13 protein-coding genes are annotated in these 14,366 nt (G+C 62.5%); 9 read left to right on the top strand and 4 right to left on the bottom strand.

All coding sequences use genetic code 11. From position 1 onward, the window contains the following. Window positions 1-32 precede the first annotated feature (32 nt). Complete coding sequence (locus tag NKH83_RS06515) at window positions 33-926, top strand: DMT family transporter (RefSeq protein WP_352802671.1); 894 nt, start codon at window positions 33-35, stop codon at window positions 924-926. A 124-nt stretch (window positions 927-1,050) separates the two neighbouring features. Continuing rightward, the gene (locus tag NKH83_RS06520; protein WP_352479941.1) at window positions 1,051-1,806 is read left to right on the top strand and encodes a hypothetical protein; all 756 of its coding nucleotides are present in this window, start codon (window positions 1,051-1,053) and stop codon (window positions 1,804-1,806) included. A 34-nt stretch (window positions 1,807-1,840) separates the two neighbouring features. On the opposite strand, the gene mutL is transcribed toward NKH83_RS06520, so the two are convergent. After that, on the bottom strand, window positions 1,841-3,691 hold the full coding sequence (gene mutL, locus NKH83_RS06525) for a DNA mismatch repair endonuclease MutL (protein ID WP_352479969.1): 1,851 nt from the start codon (window positions 3,689-3,691) through the stop codon (window positions 1,841-1,843). 603 nt (window positions 3,692-4,294) lie between these two features. Then, window positions 4,295-5,197 carry a LysR family transcriptional regulator gene (locus NKH83_RS06530; protein WP_352479942.1) on the bottom strand — a complete coding sequence of 301 codons (903 nt, stop codon included), beginning with the start codon at window positions 5,195-5,197 and terminating at the stop codon, window positions 4,295-4,297. A 103-nt stretch (window positions 5,198-5,300) separates the two neighbouring features. On the opposite strand from NKH83_RS06530, the gene NKH83_RS06535 reads away from it, so the two are divergent. Then, a complete protein-coding gene (locus NKH83_RS06535; RefSeq protein WP_352479943.1) occupies window positions 5,301-6,290 on the top strand; it encodes a zinc-dependent alcohol dehydrogenase family protein in 990 nt (329 codons plus the stop codon). A 22-nt stretch (window positions 6,291-6,312) separates the two neighbouring features. Here NKH83_RS06535 and NKH83_RS06540 read toward each other — a convergent pair whose 3' ends face one another. Then, window positions 6,313-7,215 (bottom strand): LysR substrate-binding domain-containing protein, encoded by a 903-nt coding sequence (locus NKH83_RS06540; RefSeq protein WP_254817464.1) that lies wholly within the window; start codon window positions 7,213-7,215, stop codon window positions 6,313-6,315. A gap of 91 nt (window positions 7,216-7,306) precedes the next feature. Here NKH83_RS06540 and NKH83_RS06545 point away from each other — a divergent pair, with 91 nt between their 5' ends. The 6 genes from NKH83_RS06545 to NKH83_RS06570 all read left to right on the top strand — a co-directional run bounded on the left by NKH83_RS06545 (window position 7,307) and on the right by NKH83_RS06570 (window position 13,787). Further along, on the top strand, window positions 7,307-8,857 hold the full coding sequence (locus tag NKH83_RS06545; RefSeq protein WP_352479944.1) for a trimethylamine methyltransferase family protein: 1,551 nt from the start codon (window positions 7,307-7,309) through the stop codon (window positions 8,855-8,857). A 41-nt stretch (window positions 8,858-8,898) separates the two neighbouring features. Continuing rightward, window positions 8,899-10,548: an ABC transporter substrate-binding protein gene (locus NKH83_RS06550; RefSeq protein WP_352802677.1), complete on the top strand. Its 1,650-nt coding sequence runs from the start codon at window positions 8,899-8,901 to the stop codon at window positions 10,546-10,548. Window positions 10,549-10,653: 105 nt separating this feature from the next. Beyond that, window positions 10,654-11,133: a DUF3828 domain-containing protein gene (locus tag NKH83_RS06555; protein WP_352509574.1), complete on the top strand. Its 480-nt coding sequence runs from the start codon at window positions 10,654-10,656 to the stop codon at window positions 11,131-11,133. A 4-nt stretch (window positions 11,134-11,137) separates the two neighbouring features. Further along, window positions 11,138-11,695, top strand: a complete 558-nt coding sequence (locus NKH83_RS06560; RefSeq protein ID WP_352479947.1) for a hypothetical protein — start codon at window positions 11,138-11,140, stop codon at window positions 11,693-11,695. Window positions 11,696-11,706: 11 nt separating this feature from the next. Next, a complete protein-coding gene (locus NKH83_RS06565; protein ID WP_352690799.1) occupies window positions 11,707-12,891 on the top strand; it encodes a mandelate racemase/muconate lactonizing enzyme family protein in 1,185 nt (394 codons plus the stop codon). Window positions 12,892-13,100: 209 nt separating this feature from the next. Further along, complete coding sequence (locus tag NKH83_RS06570; RefSeq protein WP_352802681.1) at window positions 13,101-13,787, top strand: alpha/beta hydrolase; 687 nt, start codon at window positions 13,101-13,103, stop codon at window positions 13,785-13,787. 14 nt (window positions 13,788-13,801) lie between these two features. Here the strand turns inward: NKH83_RS06570 and queF are convergent, their stop codons facing one another. Beyond that, complete coding sequence (gene queF, locus NKH83_RS06575) at window positions 13,802-14,263, bottom strand: preQ(1) synthase (RefSeq protein WP_352802684.1); 462 nt, start codon at window positions 14,261-14,263, stop codon at window positions 13,802-13,804. Between the last annotated feature and the right edge of the window lie 103 nt (window positions 14,264-14,366).

Here is a 14,366-nt window from a genome sequence, read left to right on the forward strand (position 1 = left end):
ACTTCATGGCATTGGATCGCGAGGACACCCAGATGAGCGCTTACACCGGCACGTTGAATACGACACAGCGCATGGATGCCGCGGCTGCCATCGCGGTGGCGCTGACGGTGGTCGGCTGGGCCTCGGCCTTTCCGGCGATCCGCGCCGGCCTTGCCGCTTTCGGGCCGCTGGAACTTGGCGCGCTGCGCTTTGCCATCGCCGCGGTTCCGGCGGCGATCTTTCTCGCTGTCAAGCGGCCGGCACTGCCCAGGCTCGATGAACTCTGGCGCTTTGTCTTCGGTGGCGCCGTCTTCGTCGCGCTGTACACGGTGATGCTCAATTTCGGTGAACTGACCGTTTCGGCCGGTGCCGCCGGCTTCATCATCAATGTCAGTCCGATCTTCACCGCCATCATGGCCATGGCGCTGCTCGGCGAACGCTTCTCGGGCCTGGCCTGGGCCGGCACATTCCTGTCCTTCGCCGGTATCGGCATCATCGCCATGGGCGAGGGGCAAGGGCTCCATTTCAACAGTGGTGCGCTGCTTGTCCTCGGCTCGGCATTGTGCTCGGCCGTCAACACCATCGTCCAGAAGCCGCTGTTTGGCCGCCACCACCCGCTGACGATCTCTGCCTCGAACATGGCGCTTGGCGCGCTCTGCCTGTCGCCCTTCCTGCCGAGCGGTCTGGCGCAGGCGGCGGTCGCCGACACCGCCGGGCTCGGCGCGGTCATCTTTCTTGGCATCGTGCCCAGCCTCATCGCCTATGCCGCGTGGGCAACAGCACTTTCCCGGCTGCCCGCCGCGCGCGCTTCCAATTTCCTCTACCTGGTCTCGCCGGTCGCGACGCTGATCGGCTTCTTCTGGCTGGGCGAAGTGCCGACAGTGCTCGGCATCATCGGCGGCGCGCTGGCGCTTGGTGGCGTCATCGTGGTGAATTTGAAGAGATGAATCAGATGGTTGAGGCCTTTTGCCGACTCAAACCGGCTACTGACGGCCATTGCGATGCAGACACGAGCCAGGCGGGTGTCTATGTTGATCGCGTTGGCGAAGCGCAGTAAGGGTCGACATGGGAATGCAGTTTATCTCCGCAGTGTTTTTCTTGCTGCTGCTCAGCCAAAAAGCCGCCGCGGGTTGGTATCAGGTCGAAAATTACGAAGGTTTCATTGGGCCTAACCCAGTCCATCTGTCGCTGCAGAGGAATGACAGTTTCGGCAGCGGGATTACGGTCGAGGGGAGCTATTTCTACGACGCGAAGCAAAGCCCGATAGCCGTGTACGGCAAGATCAACGGCACCAGCGTGTCCCTTTGCGAGGTTGCGGACGACAAGGAATTCGACCGGGTCCTGGTCATGGGATCGAAAACGCCCGTCGACACTACTGGATGCCCATTTTCTCTGGACATTGGTGAAAGCGGTGCAACGGGGGCATGGAGCAAGGGTGCGGACAAACATCCCGTTACGCTCAAGAAAGTTGCGAGCCTGGACGATACCGGCGACGGGAAGATTGATGGAACCGTTGAGATCCCGTTCTGGGCGCAGACCGCCACCGATAGATTTGCGGGAATCTACGCGAAAACCGACGCCGGCATTTGCATGGAAAAGTTGCTAGTCATCAGCAAGCGCAGCAAGAAAGTCGTTCAAGAGATCGTTTTCGATGACGAAGATTGCGACGCGGGTATGCTGATGACACCAATCTATATGAACGTTCAAAAACACACGGAAAAAACCGTCGAGATTATTTCTGTAAGCTTTCGCGGCGGCGGCGCCGGCTATAGCATGGACTATGCTTTCTCTCCTAAAACCAAAAAGTATCATAAATTGGTGAACTGAGCGGGTGCCCGCTTGGCATTGCGCAGGGTAAGGCTTACCGCCTGCCGAACAGCCTCTCGATATCCGACAGCTTGAGCTCGATGTAGGTGGGGCGGCCGTGGTTGCAGGTGCCGGAGCCGGGCGTCGCCTCCATCTGGCGCAGCAGCGCGTTCATCTCTTCGGGCTTGAGCAGACGGCCGGAACGCACCGAGCCGTGGCAGGCCATGGTCGCGGCTATTTTGTCCAGCCGCTCCTTCAGCGTGTCGACCGTATCGTTGTCGGCGATCTCGTCGGCGAGGTCGCGCACCAGCTGCTGGACGTTGGTCTCACCAAGCATCGACGGCGTCTCGCGCACCGCGACGGCACCGGGGCCGAAGCGCTCGATGCCGAGGCCGAAGCGGGCCAGCGTCTCGGAGTGCATGGCGAGCCGCTCGGCATCTTCCTCCGACAGATCGACGATTTCGGGCAGCAGCAACATCTGTGACGGCACCGCGCGTGAGTGCAGCGCATTTTTCAAGGCCTCATAGACCAGCCGCTCATGCGCCGCATGCTGGTCGACGATGACGAGCGAATCCCTAGTCTGGGCGACGATGTAGTTCTCATGCACTTGTGCGCGCGCCGCGCCCAATGCCGTGCCGAGCAGCGTCTCTGCCGCCTGGTCCTGTCCGGCGCGCGCGTCGGCACTGTGCAGCGGCCCGGCATCGAACGCCGCCTGCTCGTCCTCGCCCAAGCCGCCGCCCATAGCGAGCGGCCGCTGCGGCGAACGGGCCGGATCGAACCCGGCAAAGCCTGAGGCCCGATAGGCGGCCTCGTAACTGCGGTGACCGTTGGCCGGCCCGCCATGCGCATAGGATGCCGCGCCTGGCCGGAACGCCGCCATCATGCCGGCGGCCCCCGTGGTGGCGGCGCGGATGCCGGCATGGGCCAGTGCTTCACGGATGGCGCCGACGATCAGCCCGCGCACCAGCCCCGGGTCGCGGAAGCGCACGTCTGCCTTGGCCGGGTGGACGTTGACGTCGACGATCGCCGGATCGAGCGTCAGGAATAGCACGGTGACGGCATGGCGGTCGCGCGGCAGCACGTCGGCGAAGGCGCCGCGAATGGCGCCGGCGATCAATTTGTCACGCACCGGGCGGCCGTTGACATAGGCGTATTGCTGTAGCGCGTTGGCGCGGGTGAAGGAGGGGACCGAGACATGGCCGGCGAGGTGCACGCCGTCCCGCATCGCGTCGATGGCGATCGCATTGTCCGGAAAGTCGGCGCCCATCACCTGTGCCACCCGGCGCAGCCGGCCTTCCGGGCTGTCGTCGGTCGCCGGCAGTTCCAGCGTCGAGCGGTCCGGGCCGGCCAGAGTGAAGCGCACGGCGGGGAAGGCGATGGCGATGCGCTTGACCACGTCGCCGATGGCCGAGCTTTCGGCGCGCTCGCCCTTCATGAATTTGAGCCGCGCCGGCGTGGCGAAGAACAGGTCGCGCACCTCGACCGTGGTGCCGCGATTGGCGGCGGCCGGCCTGACGGCGGAGACGCGACCGCCGTCGATGCCGATCTCGGCGGCGTTGTCACTGGACACGGTGCGCGAGCGGATCGACAGCCGCGCCACCGAGCCGATCGAAGGCAAGGCCTCGCCGCGAAAGCCGAGCGAGCGGATGTCGTGAATGTCGTCGGCGAGCTTGGAGGTGCAATGGCGCGCGATCGCCAGCGCCAGTTCCTTTTCCGGAATGCCCGAGCCGTCATCGCTGACGCGGATCAGGTTCAGCCCGCCGCCGGCGGTGACGATCTCGACTCTGGTAGCGCCGGCATCGAGCGCGTTCTCGACCAGTTCCTTGACCACGCTTGCCGGACGCTCGATGACTTCGCCGGCGGCGATCTGGTTGATCATCGTTTCGGAAAGCTGGCGGATGGGCATGGCAGCACTATAGGCGGATTCGTGGCCGATGCGGGAGGGGGAGAATAGCGTTGATTGTTGCAAGGCAGGGAGACTGCTCCGTTGCGCTCCGTCCCACCCCCCTCTGGCCTGCCGGCCATCTCCCCCGCAAGGGGGGAGATCGGATGTCGCCTCGGCCTCCGCCAGTCTCCAATGTCTCAAAGGTTGGCGGGACGCATGAACCGCCAATCTCCCCCCTTGCGGGGGAGATGGCCGGCAGGCCAGAGGGGGGTGCTGTCCCGCCACGATGTAGAGATAGGAAAATTGTTGAAGTGAATGGGCTTGGCCCCCAATTGACTTAGTGGATTTAGTCGGGCGAAGGCCAAAATCTGAAGCGAATGGCCGTTGGAGGCGACATTTGGACGTCATCCTAGATTACTTAATGGTAAAGTTCGCTCGATGGATACAGCGTCGAAAGAGTCGTATTGCAAGAGTAATTTTGTTCACTATTTGGACGATTATTTCAATATCGCTAACAGTTGTTCTGGTTTACCTCCTGTATATTCGAAATCTTACCATATAGATTATTGTTCAATCGTCGGGTCGTTCTCGAGGAAATCCGCGCAGCTGACCGCGAGCGTGCCTTCAACTCAGGAGCTTGGGCAGCGCTGCCGCCAGTGCATCGACGGCAAGGCGGACTTTCATCGGCAGATGAGGCGTCTGCAACCAAAGGGCATGAACGTCGTAGAGAAACCGGGATTGTTCCGGCAATAGCAGGACAAGCGCGCCTGCCTGGATGCGCCGGCGAACCAGCCAGTACGGCAGCCAGGCGAGCCCCATGCCAGCGGCCGCGGCATCGGCAATGGCATCGAGATCGTCGAGCCGCAATCTGCTGACGGGCCGGATCTCCATCGCGGGCTGGCCGTTGCGCGGAAACAGCCACGGCTGAACGGCGCGCCCGGAACGGCGGTAGATGATCGCGTGATGGCGGCCCAGGTCATCTATTTCCTGCGGCTGGCCGTGCCGGTCGAGATAGGACGGCGACGCGCAGACGACCATGTGCTGGCGCGCGATGCGACGCGCCATTGCCTCGGCCTGGTCCTCCAGGTCGCCCGTTCTAATGGCAAGATCGCAGCCGTCCTCGGCGAGGTCGGCGAGGGTGTCGCTGAACGACAGATCAAGTTCCAGCGCCGGATATTGCTGCGCAAGCCCGAACAGGATCGGGGCAACGCAGCGCCGGCCGAAATGCACCGGCATGAGCACGCGCAGCTTTCCGCGCGGTTCGGCAAGCTGGTCGGCGGCGAGTGCATCCGCGGCCTCCGCTTCGGCAAGCACCAGCCGGCAGCGTTCGTAATAGGCGCGCCCGAAATCCGTCAGGCTTTGGCGGCGTGTGGTCCGGTTGATGAGGCGCACGCTCAGGCGCTCCTCGAGAAACCGGACATGTTTGCCGACCATCGGCCCGGACAGATCGAGAGCGGCCGCCGCGGCCGCGAACGAGCCAAGGTCGACGGCTTTGACGAACACGGCCATGCTCGTAAGGCGATCCATATTCAAAACCTACAGTTTCTGCTGATCTACTCAAGCGGCTATTTATCCGCCTGATCGCCACTGGCATAGCTGATTCAGTTCAAATATTTTGGAGTTGTGACCGATGGCGCGTGTCGTTCGTTTTCATGAGCTTGGTGGTCCCGAGGTTCTGCGCATCGAGAATGTCGACATGCCTGCGCCCGGGCGAGGCGAGGTCCAGATCCGTGTCAAGGCGTTGGGTCTCAACCGGGCCGAGGCGCTGCTCCGTTCAGGCAGATACATCCAGACCGCGCCCTTACCTTCGGGTCTTGGGCTTGAGGCGGCGGGGATCGTCGAGGTGGTCGGCCAAGGCGTGAGCGGTTTTGCGCCGGGCGATGCCGTCAGCATCGTGCCGCCATTGTCGATGGTCCGCTGGCCTGCCTATGGTGAGATTGCCACATACCCCGCCGAGCTCGTCGTCAAGCACCCGCCGGCGCTGAGCTGGGAAGAGGCCGCCGCCGCGTGGATGCAATATCTCACGGCCTATGGTGCGCTGATCGACATTGCCCAACTTGGCCGGGACGACTTTGTTGTTATCACTGCGGCCTCGAGCAGTGTCGGACTTGCGGCGATCCAGATCGCCAACCTGGTTGGCGCGACCCCGATCGCGGTCACACGGACGTCTGCCAAGAAGCGGGCTTTGGTTGCATTCGGCGCGGCCCACGTCATCGCTTCGGCGGAAGAAGATCTGGAGGCCAGGCTGAAGCAAATCGCCGGCCCGGACGGCGTGCGCGTGGTGTTCGACGCCGTCGGCGGTCCGATTTTCGAGCCTCTGACGGCAGTGATGGCAGCGGGTGGCATTCTCATCGAATATGGCGGCTTGAGCCTCGACCCGACACCCTTTCCGCTACCTGCAGTGCTGGCGAAGACACTGACGCTGCGCGGTTATCTCATGCATGAGATCGTGCGCGATCCGGTCCGGCTGCAGGCCGCCAAGGCGTTCATCCTTGACGGACTAAGCTCGGGTTCGCTGAAGCCGGCAATCGCCAGAACCTTTCCGTTCGACCAGATCGTCGAGGCGCATCGTTATCTCGAAGCGAACGAACAATTCGGCAAGATTGTCGTGACGGTTTGACCGGGGCATTGATGGGATAGCCTCATGCTTGCGCCGCCAGCCAGTCCCGTACCTTGCGGGCGTTGTCGCTGAGCTCGCGGTTCCTCGACCAGATGACATGAAAGCCCTTGCCGGTCGTCATCGTGTGGCCGGTGACGCGCACCAGCAGCCCTGATGCCAGCAGCCGCTCGGCGAGGTGACCCCAGCCGAGCGCGATGCCTTGCCCTTCCATGACTGCCTGGATCACCAGCGCATAGTCGTTGATGCGCAAGCCACGTCCGGCATCGGCGATGTCGACACCGGCCGAGGCGAACCACTCGTCCCAGCTCGCGGCCTCGCGAAACGGCTCTTCGAGATGGATGAGGCGGTGCGATTGAAGGTCCGCGACACGCTCCGGCAGCCCGAACCGGGCCACATAACTCGCGCCGGCGACGGGGAATATCACTTCATCGGCCAGCGGCAGGGAATGATAATCCGGCCATTCCCTGGGCTCGCCGCCGCGGACGCCGAGCGGGATGTCCTCGGCGATGATGTCGAGATCGCGGTCGGCGGTCTGGATGCGCAGGTCGATGCCCGGCAATTCGTCGCGAAACTGCTGCAGGCGCGGCATCATCCAGAATGAGGCGAAGGCGGTCGAGGCGGCGAGCGTCACATGCGCGCCGACGGCGATCTGGCGCAGATCCTCCGCCGACTTGCGAATGTGCGACAGGCCGAGCGAGACGTCGGCATGGAAGCGGTCGCCGGCCTCGGTAAGGCTGACTTGCCGGTGGCGGCGCTGGAAGAGTTTGGCGCCGAGCTGTTCTTCGAGCCCGCGGATCGCATAGGACACGGCAGCCTGCGTCATGCCGAGCTCCCGTCCGGCGGCGGTAAAGCTCGACAGCCGCCCGGCGGCCTCGAAAACGATCAGGCTGCCCGCCGACGGCAGCAGGTGGCGCAAGCTTCGCATAAGCTGACCTTATACAAGAGATCAGGATTTTCCAGCGTCACAGCTGCATTTTGTCTGGCTAGATTGGTCGAGACAGGAAGATGGAGCCTCCATGAACGCACCGGCCGTTGAAGTGAGCGAACATACCAATCGTCGCGCGGGTGGCCGCCTGGGGCGCAAGGCGCTGCGAGGCGCACCCGTTGCGTCATTTCCGACCCTGGTCCGCAAGATTCCGGTGTATCAGATGGTTCCGGACGAGGCGGTGGAACTGATCCACCAGGAATCGCTCTCGATCCTCGAAGAGGTGGGATGCGAGTTCCGCGACGACGAGGCGATCGCAATGTGGAAGGCGGCGGGCGCCGATGTCTCGGAGACAAGGGTCCGCATCGACCGCGCCCTGCTCATGGAGCTCATCTCGAAGGTCCCGTCGGAATTTACGCTCAATGCGAGGAATCCCCAGCGTTCGGTACGTGTGGGCGGCAACAACTCCATCTTCGTGCCGATGTATGGCGCGCCATACGTGCGCGACCTCGACAACAACAGGCGCTACGGCACACTCGCCGACCTCCACAATTTCCACAAGCTCGCCTACATGGCGCCGGCGCTGCACTCGTCGAGCTCGATCATCTGCGAGCCGATGGAAATTCCAGTGCCGAAGCGTCACCTCCACATCATCCATTCGGCGCTGAAGCACTCCGACAAGCCGTTCATGGGCATCGTGACGTCCAGGGATCGGGCCGAAGACACGATGGCGATGGCGGGCATCGTGTTCGGCGAGGACTATGTCCGCGACAACCCGGTCCTGGTGGCGATCACCAACTGCAATTCGCCGCTGGTCTGGGATGCCACCATGCTGGACGCGATGAAAGTCTATGCGCGCCACAACCAGCCGCTGATCCTCGCGCCCTTCGCTCTTTGCGGCGCCTCGACTTCGGCCTCTGCCGTCGGTGCGGTCGCGCAGGTCAATGCCGAAGCGCTGGCGGGTGTCGCGTTCACACAGCTGTTGCGTCCGGGTTCGCCGCAGATCTACGGACAGTTCATGGTGACGGTCGACATGAAGACCGGCGCTCCCATGGGCGGCACGCCGGAGGCGGCCCAGATGATGTATCTCATGGGCGCGCTGGCGCGGAAGTATCGGCTGCCGTGGCGCACGTCCGGTTTCCATGTCGGCTCGAAGCTGAACGACGCCCAGGCGGGCTACGAGGCGAACATGCTGATGCATGCCGCCATCCTTGCCGGCGCCAACTACATCTGGCACTCCGCCGGTTGGCTCGAGGCCGGCCTGACCTGCGGCTATTCGAAATTTGCCACCGACTGCGAGCAGCTTGTCGGCTGGTACAAATATGCCGGCGGGCTGCCATTCGACGATTTCAAGGAGGCTATGGCGGCTATCCGCGAGGTCGGACCGCAGGGCCATTTCCTCGGCACCCAGCACACGCTCGAACATTTCGAGTCCGCCTTCTTCATACCGAGCATCATGGACTTCAATTCGTTCGAACAGTGGAAGGCGGAAGGAGCAAAGGACCACGACACCCGCGGCCGCGAGAAAGCGCGCAACATGCTCGCCGATTACGAGGAGCCGAAGCTCGATGAGGGCATCGCCGATGGTCTCAAAGATTTGATTGCGCGGCGCGAGGAGAAACTGCCGGACAGCGTTAGTTGATAACGGGCGAAGACCCGATGGGAACCATAACGGAGGAAAAAATGACACTCTTCAGAAGCAACGGTGATCGGGTGCCGAGCGCCATCGAAGCGATGGCCAGCGAGGCGCGTGCAGGTCGTGTGGATCGGCGCGAGTTTCTGGCTCTGGCAAGCGCCTTCGGCGCATCGACGGCCTTTGCCTACGGCATGATCGGCCTTGCCATGCCGCAGCGGGCTTTGGCTGAAGAGCCGAAGAAAGGCGGCACGCTCCACGTTTCGATGTCGGTGAAGGCACAAAAGGATCCGCGCACCTACGACTGGGTGGAACTCGCGAACATTTCACGCTGCTGGCTGGAGCCGCTTGTCCGCTACACGCGCCAGTTCACTTTCGAGCCGGTTCTGCTCGAAAGCTGGGAGGTCAACGACGACGCCACCGAATATGTGCTGCATGTTCGCAAGGGCATCGCCTGGAACAACGGCGATGCTTTTAGCGCCGATGACGTGGTCTACAATCTGACGCGCTGGTGCGAGAAGGCTGCCGCCGGCAATTCTATGGCCGCGCGCGTCGGTGCGCTGATCGATGCAAAGACCGGCAAGGCCAGGGAAGGGGCGATCACCAAGGTCGACGACAACACGGTGAAGCTGAAGCTGAACGAACCGGACATCTCGCTGATCCCGAACTTCACCGACTATCCGGCGCTGGTGGTCCATCGCAACTTCGACGCCGACGGCGCCAATCCGATCGAGAAGCCGGTTGGCACCGGGCCGTTCGAGCTGGTGTCTTATGCGGTCGGCCAGAAAGCGGTCGTCAAACGTCGCGAAAATGGCAAATGGTGGGGCGGTGAAGCGCTTCTCGACGGCGTCGAATTCATCGACTACGGAACCGATTTCAATGCGTCCGTAAACGCATTCGACTCCGGCGAAATCGATCTCAACTTCGAGACGCCTGCCGACTTCATAGACATCCTCGACAAGATGGGGCTGGTGAAATCGGAGGTCGCGACAGCGACCACGCTCGTTGCCCGCACCAACATCACGCACAAACCCTACGATGACAAGCGGGTCCGCAACGCCCTCCAGATGGCCGTCGACAACAATGCGGTGCTCGAACTTGGCTATGCCGGGCGAGGCACCGTCGGTGAAAACCACCACGTCAGCCCGATTCATCCGGAATACTACGCGCTGCCCAAGAAGACACGCGACGCAGCGGGCGCCAAGAAGCTGATGGCGGAGGCCGGGCAGGCCGACTTCGAGCATGAACTGATCACCGTCGAGGACGATTGGCAAAAGAACACCGGCGACGCGATTGCCGGCCAGTTGCGCGATGCCGGGATCAAAGTGAAGCGCACGGTGCTGCCGGGTTCGACCTTCTGGAACGACTGGACGAAATATCCTTATTCCATGACCATCTGGTACATGCGCCCGCTTGGCGTCCAGGTGTTGGCGCTCGGCTATCGCACCGGCGAGGCCTGGAACGAAACCGGCTACTCGAACCCTGATTTTGACGCCAAGCTCAAGCAGGCTCTCTCGCTCATCGACGTCGAGAAACGCCGCGAGGTCATGAAGGACATCGAGCAGATCCTGCAGGATTCGGGCGTCATCATTCAGCCGTTCTGGCAGAAGCTGTTCAGCCACATGAACGAGAAGGTGAAGAACTACGGTGTGCACCAAACCTTCGAAATGGATCTCCAGAACGTCTGGCTGAACGCCTGAGTTGCCAGCAGAGGACGCGTTGCAGGATTTCATGGACCGCAAGAAAGCTGACGGGCAAGATGCGTGGTACTGATAGCTTCCGTCAGTGAACAATCGGGGACACGCATGAAACTGCCACTTTTTGTTGCCGCGCTTTCGATGGCCTTGCCGGCGGCCGCGTTTGCCGGCCCTGCTGCCAATGCCGTGAAGTTCTTTTATGTCCCGTCGGTCAAATTCGAGGCCGATGCGCAATATCGCGACCGCTTCACCGCACCGGTGACGAAACTGTTCGAACTGAACGACAATGCGGCAAAGAACCATCCGGATGAAGTTCCCTGCATCGACTTCGCCCCTGGTCTCGATGCGCAGGACTATGACGAGAAGACCGTGGCCAAGACGCTGACGCTGGCCGAAACGCTGGATGGCGACAGCGCCGAGGTGACGGCGACCTTCAACCTTTTTCCGGAAGGGGATGATTCCAAACGCGAAATGGTCTGGTCGTTGAAGAAGATCGACGGCCAGTGGAAGGTCGCCGACATCACCTCGAAGACCAGCGGGTGGACGCTGAGTGCGCTCGAATGCCTGGCCGGGCAGTCGCCGGAGTGATGCCGTGCTCCGCTGTCATCCCTGGCTTTTGGCGACTGCGTGCCTGCTGGCCGGATTGAGCAGCGCCGCCGCTCAGGGCCTGTTCGGCGCGCCGCCCGCAAACGCGCCGGCCGACAGTGCGGCACCGCCGAAGGCAGTTTTGCCGCCGGCAGAAAACGCGCCGGCCGCACCCGTGCAGCCGGGCTCGCCGACCGCGGTGGTGAAGCCGTTCTACGAGCATGCCGGGCTCGAGGTCGATCCGGCTCAGCGGGGCCATTTCACCGACCCGGCAAAGTCGGTGCTCGACAAGAGCGACGCGCTGCGGAAGTCGGGGCAGGGCGAATGCCTCGATCCCAACATGGCGCTCGACAATTCCGAATACGACAAGGCGGAGATCGACAAAAGCCTGAAGACCATCGAAGCGATCAAGGGCGACGAGGCCAAGGTCGTCGTCGCCTTCGTCGTCGCCGGCAACCCGCACCGGCTGGAGTGGAAATTCAGGAAAGTCGACGGCGACTGGAAGATATCGGACCTTCTCTCGGTGACCGGCGAATGGGCGCTAAGCCAATACCAGTGTGAGTGAGAACGGAACCGATGAAGATCACCAACATCCGCGTCACCCACGTCAACGTCCCGCTCGATGCTCCGTTCTGGTGGACGGCTGGTCTCTACGGCGGCGCCTCGAAATCGATCATCGAGGTCGAGACGGACGAAGGCGTGGTCGGACTGGGCGAGGCGCCATGGTGGCATTTCGGCGAGGTGATCAAGGCCGAGATCGCGCCGGCGCTGATTGGCGCCGATCCGCTCGACATCGCCGACTGCGAGGCGCGCTGTGTGCCGCCCTGGCAGATCACCGCCAACACCGGCGAGAACGCAGCCACGGTGGCGTTCGGCGCCGTCGACCTGGCGCTGTGGGATATAAGAGGCAAGGTCTTCGGTATGCCGCTCTATAAGCTGCTCGGCGGCGCGGTGCGCAAGGACATTCCGTTTTCGGAATATTTCGCCTTTCGCCCCGCTCAAGGCGGAGCCGGCGGCGAGATGACCGCCGAAGCGATCGTCGACTACTGTCTCGGCATGCGAGAACAGCACGGCTCGACGATCTTCGAGGGCAAGCTGATCATGGGCGATCCCGAGCTCGAGATCAGGACAGTGCGCATGCTGCGCGAGGCGCTTGGCGACAAGGCGCAGATCAAACTCGATTCCAACATGCAGTGGTCGCTAACCACAGCGCGCTGGGTGCTGCGCGAGATCGAGCCGTTCAACATCCGCAATTACGAGGATCCGGTCGCGACCTTCGAGGAGATGGCGGCGCTGCGCCAGCATTCGCGCATTCCGTTCTCCACGCACATCCCGGATCTCAGGCGGGCAGTCGCGCTCGGTGCGCCGGATTACTTCGTCTGCAATTTCGCAGCACTCGGCGGATTGTCGAAAACTCTGAAATTCATCGCCGCCTGTGAGGCGATGGGCAAGGGGTTCTGGTGCTATTCGAACGATCTCGGCATCATGACATCGGCTTATTTGCACGTCGTGGCGGCGACACCGTGGATCACCGAAGCATCGCAGTCGCTGTTTCGCTGGCAGATCGGCGATGTCATCAAGGACGGCCCATTCCGGCAGACCGGCAATACGGTGCGCGTGCCGGAGGGGCATGGCCTGGGCGTCGAACTCGATCCGGCTTCGATGAAGCGCTGGGCGGGCCACTTCGCCGAACACGGGCCGATGGGCCATTTCAGCGACCCGAACAATCCCAGCCGCTACCGGCGGCTGCCGCTCAACTGATGCGAAGTGCACGTGACCGATCGATGAGAAGAGGTCCTGTCGTGGTTGCTTTATTCGCGGCGGTTTGCGTCCTGGCCTGCGCTGTCAGCTGGGAGGCAGGAAGCCGCGCGGTGGCCCGCGTGCCTCGGCAAAGCTTCACGCTGCCTGTGGGGTTACCGGTGGAGCGCAGCGTTCTGAAGCAGGAGGGCGCGCCCGACCTTGCCGGTTGGGTGGCGGATCGGCAGGACAGTTGCGGAACAATCGTGCTGTTACACGGACGCGGTTCAAACAAGCTGGCCATGGTTCCAAGAGCGAAGCTGCTTTTCGAAAGCGGCTACTCGATCGTGCTGTTCGATCTGTCGGGACATGGCGAAAGCGGCGGCGATATCAGAGGCTTTGGTTACATCGAACGGCAGGACGCCAGTCGCATCCTCGCCTTTGCGCGGCAACGCTTCGCTGGTCGCAAGGTGGCGGCCATCGGTTCGTCGCTCGGTGCGGCTGCTTTTGTGTTTGGCGCTCAGCAGGAGCATGCCGATGCCTATGTCCTGGAGCAGCTCTACGCGACTTTGCTGGAAACCACGGCGTTGCGAGCGCCCTTGCCTATGTTACGCGACGTACAGGCGACCGTCCTCTTGGCGCAGATGCAGCTCCGCCTTGGCTTCGGGGTAGAGGATGTCAGGCCGGTCGATCGCATCGGCACGATTGATCGGCCGATCTTGCTGCTAGCAGGCAATTCGGATCCGTTTGTCGCTCGCAGCCAGACACTGGCGTTGAAAGATGCGGCGGGCGCTCACGCAAAGCTGGTGTGGTTCGACGGCGCGCGGCATGTCGATCTCTATCGCTATGACCAACAGCGGTACCGCGACGCGGTGATGCCTTTCCTGGAGACCAACCTGTGCCGGACCGGGATCAGATGAGCCGCTCCGTCCGATTAGCCGCGTCCACGATAGGGGGCGACGCCGGTGTCGGGCAGCCACACACCTTCCGGCGGCGCGCCGGTTTGCCAGAACACGTCGATCGGAATGCCGCCGCGCGGATACCAGTAGCCGCCGACGCGCAACCACAATGGCTTGGTCGTGGCGATGATGCGGCGGCCGATCATGACGGTGCATTCTTCGTGGAAGGCGCCATGGTTGCGAAACGAGGTCATGAACAGCTTGAGCGACTTCGATTCCACCAGCAGCGCATCGGGTGCGTAGTCGATGACGATATGGGCGAAGTCCGGCTGGCCGGTGACCGGGCAGAGCGACGTGAATTCCGGGCAGGTGAAGCGAACGATGGCCGGCGGGCCGTCGCCGCGCGAAAACGGCACGGTTTCCAGGACTGCCGCTTCAGGGCTCTGTGGCGCCTCGACGTTGGTGCCGAGCTGGGTGAGGTTTTTCGTATCGGTCATGAGCAGGTTCCTTGCTGCATGTCGCCCAAAACTGCGCAGCGATTTTGGGACAGCGACATGCGTAAAAACAAAAATTTGCCGCTCATTAGCACAATTTGAAACA

Origin of the sequence: Mesorhizobium sp. M0909 (assembly GCF_040319515.1) — a bacterium.
In the GTDB taxonomy this organism is placed as follows: Bacteria; Pseudomonadota; Alphaproteobacteria; order Rhizobiales; family Rhizobiaceae; genus Mesorhizobium.

Excerpts from the sequence above, each read along its gene's own strand:
- NKH83_RS06555 (WP_352509574.1), top strand. The coding sequence starts at position 10,654 with ATGAAACTGCCACTTTTTGTTGCCGCGCTTTCGATGGCCTTGCCGGCG.
- mutL (WP_352479969.1), bottom strand. The coding sequence starts at position 3,691 with ATGCCCATCCGCCAGCTTTCCGAAACGATGATCAACCAGATCGCCGCC.
- NKH83_RS06535 (WP_352479943.1), top strand. The coding sequence starts at position 5,301 with ATGGCGCGTGTCGTTCGTTTTCATGAGCTTGGTGGTCCCGAGGTTCTG.
- NKH83_RS06520 (WP_352479941.1), top strand. The coding sequence starts at position 1,051 with ATGCAGTTTATCTCCGCAGTGTTTTTCTTGCTGCTGCTCAGCCAAAAA.
- NKH83_RS06565 (WP_352690799.1), top strand. The coding sequence starts at position 11,707 with ATGAAGATCACCAACATCCGCGTCACCCACGTCAACGTCCCGCTCGAT.
- NKH83_RS06550 (WP_352802677.1), top strand. The coding sequence starts at position 8,899 with ATGACACTCTTCAGAAGCAACGGTGATCGGGTGCCGAGCGCCATCGAA.
- NKH83_RS06540 (WP_254817464.1), bottom strand. The coding sequence starts at position 7,215 with ATGCGAAGCTTGCGCCACCTGCTGCCGTCGGCGGGCAGCCTGATCGTT.
- queF (WP_352802684.1), bottom strand. The coding sequence starts at position 14,263 with ATGACCGATACGAAAAACCTCACCCAGCTCGGCACCAACGTCGAGGCG.
- NKH83_RS06530 (WP_352479942.1), bottom strand. The coding sequence starts at position 5,197 with ATGGATCGCCTTACGAGCATGGCCGTGTTCGTCAAAGCCGTCGACCTT.
- NKH83_RS06515 (WP_352802671.1), top strand. The coding sequence starts at position 33 with ATGAGCGCTTACACCGGCACGTTGAATACGACACAGCGCATGGATGCC.
- NKH83_RS06545 (WP_352479944.1), top strand. The coding sequence starts at position 7,307 with ATGAACGCACCGGCCGTTGAAGTGAGCGAACATACCAATCGTCGCGCG.